The sequence below is a fragment of the Streptomyces sp. NPDC047042 genome, from assembly GCF_040644035.1.
Taxonomy (GTDB): Bacteria; Actinomycetota; Actinomycetes; order Streptomycetales; family Streptomycetaceae; genus Streptomyces.
The window spans coordinates 66,940-73,694 of record NZ_JBEYVP010000052.1 but is presented as its reverse complement, the minus strand read 5'-3'; the positions used below and the strand labels follow the sequence as shown (position 1 = coordinate 73,694).

Sequence of the window (6,755 nt, the reverse complement as noted above, 5' to 3'; positions counted from 1 at the left end):
CAAGGAACGGACGCTTCCTTCGTACTCACCCTCTCGGGCTTTCCTCCGGGCTTTTCCCTTCGGTCTTGCTGTCTTGCGTTTCCGACTCTATCAGATCATTTTCTGATCCGATTCCCTGTCGGCTGGCTCGTCTCGGGCTTTTCGGCTTTCGCCTGTCGGCCTTTCGACATTCACTACGTTAGCCGATTCCCTCGGCAACTCATAATCGAGTTCCTCGCGTTCGCAATTCAGCATGCAGGCACGCCGAAATTGCCCCCGCGGAAAGGGAGTCGTAGGTAGTGGGTTGGCCACTTCCGGCTGCAGGCGATCGCCGTACCCGGTTCAAGCGGCTCGGACTACATTACGGACCCCCCAAGGGCACGTCAAGTTGAGCGACGACGGGGCGCATGGGCCCGATACGGGCTCACCGTAGGGTCGTTGGTGATCCAGAAGCGCCAGGGGTGGACGCCTCCGTCGCCGGCCACGCCGGTGCGCGGACCGCTGCTCACCTGGCCCGGGCCAACGGGGGTGCCCGTCAGGATCGTGATCGGCGCGGCCCCGGGTGCGCAGGCGTCCGTACCGTCGAGTGCTCTGTCCACTCCCAGGGCCGTGGCCAGGCGGGCCGGTCCTTTGGCCAGTTCGTTGCCGTTTCGGGCCGAAATTCGACGTTTGCGGGCGAGGTCGGCACCCTCGATGATCTCGCCGGCGCGGAGCAGGACCCCGCTCGCCGTGCCCTCGGGGCCGCACACCAGGTTCATGCAGTGCCACATGCCGTAGGTGAAGTAGACGTACACATGACCGGGCGGACCGAACATCACGCTGTTGCGGGCCGTGGGGCCCCGATAGGCGTGGGAGCCGGGGTCGTTCGGGCCGTCGTACGCCTCCACCTCTGTGAGGCGCAGTTCGATCGGACCTTCCGGGGACGTGCGTACGAGGATTCGGCCCAGGAGATCCGGGGCGACCTCCAGGACCGGCCGGTCGAAGAAGTCCCTGGGGAGGGGCGTACGGTCAGCGGGCGCGATCATGCCGTCCGAGCGTAGTGCAGGCGTGTCCGGGTGAACGGGGTGGCCAGGATGCCTCCGCCTTGCCAGGGTGAGAGCGGAACCGGCCACGGCCGGATCGCGTTTCTAAGGATCAAGGGATCGCTAGGGATCGCTGGAGAAGGAGAGACATGGCGTTCAAGAAGCTGCTCGCGAGCCTGGGTGCCGGCGGGGCCTCGGTCGAGACGGTGTTGACGGAGGTCAACGTCGTTCCGGGTGGTGTGGTCCAGGGTGAGGTACGAATCCAGGGCGGTTCCGTCAACCAGCAGATCGAAGGACTGTCCGTCGGGCTTCAGGCCAAGGTCGAGGTCGAGGGCGGCGACCAGGAGTACAAGCAGGACGTCGAGTTCACGAAGGTACGGCTGGGCGGCGCCTTCGAGGTTCAGGCCGGTGCCGTGCACGTCGTGCCGTTCGGGCTGGAGATCCCCTGGGAGACGCCGATCACGACGATCGACGGCCAGCCGCTGCGGGGGATGCACATCGGCGTGACCACGGAGCTGGCGATCGCCCGTGCCATCGACTCCGGTGACCTGGACCCGATCAACGTGCACCCGTTGCCCGCGCAGAAGGCGATCCTGGACGCCTTCATCCAGTTGGGCTTCCGCTTCAAGAACGCGGACATGGAGCGCGGGCACGTCCGCGGTACCCGGCAGAAGCTCCCCTTCTACCAGGAGATCGAGTTCTTCCCGCCGACGCAGTACCGGGGCCTGAACCAGGTCGAGTTGACCTTCGTCGCCGACGAGCACTCGATGGACGTCGTGCTGGAGATGGACAAGAAGCCGGGGCTGTTCAGCGAGGGCAGTGACACCTTCCGCTCGTTCCAGGTGGGGCTGCACGACTACCAGGGGACCGACTGGGCCGCGTACCTGAATCAGTGGCTGGCCGAGGTCGGCAGCAAGCGCAACTGGTTCTAGTCGCCGGAGAAGGCCGCAAGGACAACCGATCCCACCAGGAGGTACCGAGGTGACCGAACTCAAGAGGCCGCCGCTGCCGCACGACTTCCATCCGCCCGTGCCGTCGTTCACGGTCACGAGTGAGGATGTCGAGGCCGGTTCGACCCTCAAGGGCGCTCAGGTCTACGCGTCCGGCAACACCTCACCGCAGCTGCGGTGGGAGGGGTTCCCGCCGGAGACCAAGAGCTTCGCCGTGACCTGCTACGACCCTGACGCGCCTACGGGCAGCGGGTTCTGGCACTGGGTCGCGTTCGACATCCCCGCTTCGGTGACCGAGTTGCCGACGGGTGCGGGCAGCGGCAAGTTCGAGGGGCTGCCCGAGGGCGTGGTCCAGGCGCGCAACGACTACGGCACGAAGGACTTCGGCGGTGCGGCGCCGCCGGCCGGGGACGGTCCGCACCGGTACGTGTTCACGGTGTACGCCGTGGACCAGGAGAAGTTGGGTCCGGACGCGGACGCGTCGCCCGCGGTCGTCGGTTTCAACCTGCGGTTCCACACGCTCGCACGGGCCCAACTCGTCGCCGAGTACGAGGTTCCCGCTGAAGACTGACGTTCATTGAACGTTTGCCCGCCTCTGGTCATGGAAGTGATCAGAGGCGGGCATTTTTTATTGCGTTGTCCATCTCGGCGTGCCCGGCCAGAGTTGATCCAAGCCCGCCAGGGGGTGGGCCGGTGAGCATAGGAGGTGGGCTGGATGCGAGACACGCTGGTGCTGAACGCGAGCTTCGAGCCGCTGTCGACGGTGACGTTGAACCGAGCCGTCGTTCTGGTGCTGCAGGACAAGGCTGTTGTCGAGCAGGCCCACCCCGAGATCCGTATGCGGGGAGCCGCTGTCGACATACCCGCGCCACGGGTGATCAGGCTCTGCCGCTACGTCCGGGTGCCGTTTCGAAGACAAGCACCGTGGTCGAGGCGCGGAGTACTGGTCCGGGACCGGCACAGGTGCGCGTACTGCGGTCGGCGGGCGACGACCGTGGACCACGTGGTGCCGCGGGCGCAGGGCGGGCAGGACTCCTGGCTGAACACCGTCGCGTCGTGTGCGGAGGACAACCACCGCAAGGCGGCGCGGACTCCGGAGCAGGCGGGGATGCCGCTGTTGCGGCTGCCGTTCGAGCCGTCGCCTGCCGATGCGATGCTTTTGGCTCTGGGGCAGGACGACTTCGAGGCGCTGCCGGAGTGGTTGGCTCAGCCGGCTGCGTAGGTTTGTGCGGGTATGGCTTGTTCAGGTCCGCTGGTTGTTCGTTCGCTGCGGGTTGTTTGTGGCTTGTCGCGCAGTTCCCCGCGCCCCTAGGGGGGCGCGGGGGGCAGTCGTATGTCAGTCGGTGATGGACGGCTTCTCTCGGCGTTCCGCGCCGCCGCCTCCCCCGTTGCCTCCGCCGCCCGAACCGCCGCCCAGGTTGCCGAAGTTGCCCATGGCACCGGAGAGGCCCTTGAGGGCGTCGCCGATTTCGCTGGGGACGATCCAGAGCTTGTTGGCGTCGCCCTCGGCGATCTTCGGGAGCATCTGGAGGTACTGGTAGGAGAGGAGCTTCTGGTCCGGGTCGCCGGCGTGGATGGCCTCGAAGACCGTACGGACGGCCTGGGCCTCGCCCTCGGCGCGCAGGGCGGCGGCCTTGGCCTCACCTTCGGCGCGCAGGATCGCGGACTGCTTCTCACCTTCCGCCGTGAGGATCTGGGACTGGCGGATACCTTCGGCGGTGAGGATCGCGGCGCGCTTGTCACGGTCGGCGCGCATCTGCTTCTCCATCGAGTCCTGGATGGAGGTCGGCGGCTCGATCGCCTTCAGCTCGACGCGGTTGACGCGGATGCCCCACTTGCCGGTGGCCTCGTCGAGGACTCCGCGCAGTGCCGCGTTGATCTCCTCGCGGGAGGTCAGGGTCCGCTCCAGGTCCATGCCACCGATGATGTTGCGGAGCGTGGTGACGGTGAGCTGCTCGATGGCCTGGATGTAGCTGGCGACCTCGTACGTCGCCGCCCGCGCGTCCGTCACCTGGTAGTAGATGACGGTGTCGATGTTGACGACCAGGTTGTCCTGGGTGATCACCGGCTGCGGCGGGAACGGCACGACCTGCTCGCGGAGGTCGATGCGGTTGCGGATGGTGTCTATGAACGGGACGACGATGTTCAGGCCCGCGTTGAGTGTCCGCGTGTAGCGGCCGAACCGCTCCACGATGGCGGCGCTCGCCTGTGGAATGACCTGGATGGTCTTGATCAGGGCGATGAAGACCAACACCACCAGAATGATCAGGACGATGATGATGGGTTCCATCGTGGCTCCCCGTACCCTTCTCCGCCTTGGCGCTTACGGAAAGATCGTATGCCTGTTGAAGATCTTGCTTGTGAAGATCTTGCTGGACGAGTGTGACAGACCGTCGGCTGCCCCGTGGACGTTCCGTTCACTTGCGTCGTGCGAGGTCACATGACGATCGCCGTGGCCCCCTCGATCTCGACGACGTCCACCTCCTGGCCTACCTCGTAAGCGAGTTGGGCGTCCAGGGAACGGGCCGACCAGACCTCTCCGGCGAGCTTGATCCGGCCACCGGAACCGTCGACGCGTTCCAGGACGACGGCCTGTTTGCCCTTCAACGCGTCGATCCCGGACAGGAGTCGGGGCCGGTCGGCGCGTTGCCGGGTCGCGATGGGCCGTACGACGGCGATGAGCGCGGTCGACACGACGGCGAACACGAGCACTTGGACGACGACCCCGGCGCCGAGTCCCGCCGCGCCGGCGGCGGCCAGCGCGCCGGCCGCGAGCATGCCGAGTTCCGGCATCGCGGTCACGACGAGCGGGATACCCAGCGCCACCGCGCCGACGAGCCACCACACCCATGCGTCGATGTCGTTCACATCGTCATGGTAGGTCCGCGGGCCTGGTCACCGACAGTGCGCCGATCAACTTGGCACAGGCTTCTTCCAGTTGTTCCAGTCGTTTCACAAGGTGGTTCGTGTGGTCTCAGGACATCGAGAGGCCCTGCGCGGTCCACCGTTCGCCGACCTGCTCGACGACGAGGGGCAGGCCGAAGCACAACGACAGGTTGCGGGAGGTGAGTTCGAGCTCCAGGGGGCCGGCGGCGAGCACCTTGCCCTGGCGGATCATCAGCACGTGGGTGAAGCCCGGGGCGATCTCCTCGACATGGTGCGTGACCATGATCATGGAGGGGGCGATCGGGTCGCGGGCGAGACGGCCGAGACGGCGTACGAGGTCCTCGCGGCCGCCGAGGTCGAGGCCGGCGGCGGGCTCGTCGAGGAGCAGCAGCTCGGGGTCGGTCATCAGGGCGCGCGCGATCAGGGTCCGCTTGCGTTCGCCCTCGGAGAGGGTGCCGAAGCGGCGGTCGAGGTAGTCGCTCATGCCGAGGCGGTCGAGGAAGGCGCGGGCGCGCTGCTCGTCGATGTCCTCGTACTCCTCCTGCCAGCCGGCCGTCATGCCGTACGCGGCGGTCAGGACCGTCTGGAGCACCGTCTGACGCCTGGGCAGCTTGTCCGACATGGCGATGCCGGCCATGCCGATGCGCGGGCGCAGCTCGAAGACGTCGACCCTTCCGAGGGTCTCGCCGAGGATGGTGGCGGTGCCCTGGCTGGGGAAGAGGTAGCTGGAAGCGAGGTTGAGGAGGGTGGTCTTGCCGGCGCCGTTCGGGCCGAGGATGACCCAGCGCTCGCCCTCCTTGACCGACCAGGAGACCTGGTCCACCAGAGCCCGGCCCTCGCGGACCACGGATACGTCCTCCAGCTCCAGAACATCGCTCATGAGCGGGTTGTCTCCCAATGCAGTGTCGGCCAGTCTCGCGAATCGTGTGCGCCCGTGGGCGCAGCCCCCCACGAAATCTACGCCACCGGTCGGCCGGTCCCGCCCCTCGGTCGGTCCTTAGGGTGGGGGCATGCTCTCGGAACCACGCTCAGGACGACTGGCCGCATGGGGAAATGCCCTATTGGCCGGACTTGTTTCGCCGGACGACGCGGTGACGGCCGTCATCGGGGAGGACGCGGTGCACCGGGTCGAGGGGCTGCCCGGTGAGTCGGCGCCCGTCGGTCTCACGCTCGCGCTGGGTCGGCTGCGGGCGCTCGGCGCGTCCGGGCTGCGGATCGCCCTGCCCGCCCCCGGGCATCCGCTCGGGCTGAGTGGTCCCCCCGAGTTCAACACGAGGGCGCTGGAGGCGGAGGAGGCGGTGATCTGCGAGGGCGCCGCGTTGGGGCTGGTGCCTGAGGTGTACGAGGCCGGGCCGGCCGGGGACGTGCACGTCGAGGTCGTCTGGCACTGTCTGCCGGTACGGGAGGCGCCGCCCGCCGATGTGCCGTCCCTCGGGGAGGCCGAGCGGGAGCTCGCGGAGGCACTGCGGGACGCGACGGCGCTGTTGTCCCGGCTGGACCTCGCCGGGTCGGGGCCGGTAGCGGAGGCGGCGATCGACGCGTACCGGGCGCGTGCGGAGCGGGGGCGCGAGGTGTTGGCACCGGGGTATCCGCCACGGGCGGTACGGGTGCTGGAGTTGGCGCAACGCGTGGGGCTGCTGGTCTCGGTGGCGTCGGAGAACGGGCCCGGCGGGGCGGTGAGCGCGTCGGAGATCGCGGCGCGGGCGGAGGCGTTGCGGCCGGTGGAGCGGACGGCTCGGCGGGCGCAGGTCGCGGCGTACAACTCCGTTGTGGTGGAGCGGGGGGTGCGGTGAGGTTTGTTGTGCGGTGCGGGTCTGCTGGTGTGGGCGTTGCTGGGGGCTGCCGCCCCCAGGCCCTCGCTTCGGCCTGAACGGCCTCGTCCTCAAACGCCGGACGGGCTGGGGGGGTGACCGGCCTC

Annotated in this window: 8 protein-coding genes; 4 read left to right on the top strand and 4 right to left on the bottom strand. The window is 68.0% G+C overall.

Features of this window, described 5'->3' with window-relative positions:
• Positions 1-362 precede the first annotated feature (362 nt).
• Complete coding sequence (locus tag ABZ855_RS41995; protein ID WP_360817121.1) at positions 363-1,004, bottom strand: DNA-3-methyladenine glycosylase; 642 nt, start codon at positions 1,002-1,004, stop codon at positions 363-365.
• Between the two features lie 146 nt (positions 1,005-1,150).
• Here ABZ855_RS41995 and ABZ855_RS41990 point away from each other — a divergent pair, with 146 nt between their 5' ends.
• The 3 genes from ABZ855_RS41990 (at position 1,151) to ABZ855_RS41980 (ending at position 3,173) form a co-directional block, all read left to right on the top strand.
• Entirely contained in the window at positions 1,151-1,933 is a 783-nt protein-coding gene (locus tag ABZ855_RS41990) for a sporulation protein (protein WP_360817118.1), read from the top strand.
• A gap of 49 nt (positions 1,934-1,982) precedes the next feature.
• Positions 1,983-2,522 (top strand): YbhB/YbcL family Raf kinase inhibitor-like protein, encoded by a 540-nt coding sequence (locus ABZ855_RS41985; RefSeq protein ID WP_360817115.1) that lies wholly within the window; start codon positions 1,983-1,985, stop codon positions 2,520-2,522.
• 144 nt (positions 2,523-2,666) lie between these two features.
• Positions 2,667-3,173, top strand: a complete 507-nt coding sequence (locus tag ABZ855_RS41980; RefSeq protein WP_360817112.1) for an HNH endonuclease — start codon at positions 2,667-2,669, stop codon at positions 3,171-3,173.
• A gap of 114 nt (positions 3,174-3,287) precedes the next feature.
• On the opposite strand, the gene ABZ855_RS41975 is transcribed toward ABZ855_RS41980, so the two are convergent.
• The 3 genes from ABZ855_RS41975 to ABZ855_RS41965 all read right to left on the bottom strand — a co-directional run bounded on the left by ABZ855_RS41975 (position 3,288) and on the right by ABZ855_RS41965 (position 5,717).
• Positions 3,288-4,241, bottom strand: a complete 954-nt coding sequence (locus ABZ855_RS41975; RefSeq protein WP_360817109.1) for an SPFH domain-containing protein — start codon at positions 4,239-4,241, stop codon at positions 3,288-3,290.
• A 146-nt stretch (positions 4,242-4,387) separates the two neighbouring features.
• Positions 4,388-4,819 (bottom strand): NfeD family protein, encoded by a 432-nt coding sequence (locus ABZ855_RS41970; protein WP_360817106.1) that lies wholly within the window; start codon positions 4,817-4,819, stop codon positions 4,388-4,390.
• Positions 4,820-4,925: 106 nt separating this feature from the next.
• Positions 4,926-5,717 (bottom strand): ABC transporter ATP-binding protein, encoded by a 792-nt coding sequence (locus ABZ855_RS41965; protein ID WP_360817103.1) that lies wholly within the window; start codon positions 5,715-5,717, stop codon positions 4,926-4,928.
• A 130-nt stretch (positions 5,718-5,847) separates the two neighbouring features.
• Here ABZ855_RS41965 and ABZ855_RS41960 point away from each other — a divergent pair, with 130 nt between their 5' ends.
• Complete coding sequence (locus ABZ855_RS41960) at positions 5,848-6,630, top strand: hypothetical protein (protein ID WP_360817100.1); 783 nt, start codon at positions 5,848-5,850, stop codon at positions 6,628-6,630.
• The last annotated feature ends 125 nt before the right edge of the window (positions 6,631-6,755 follow it).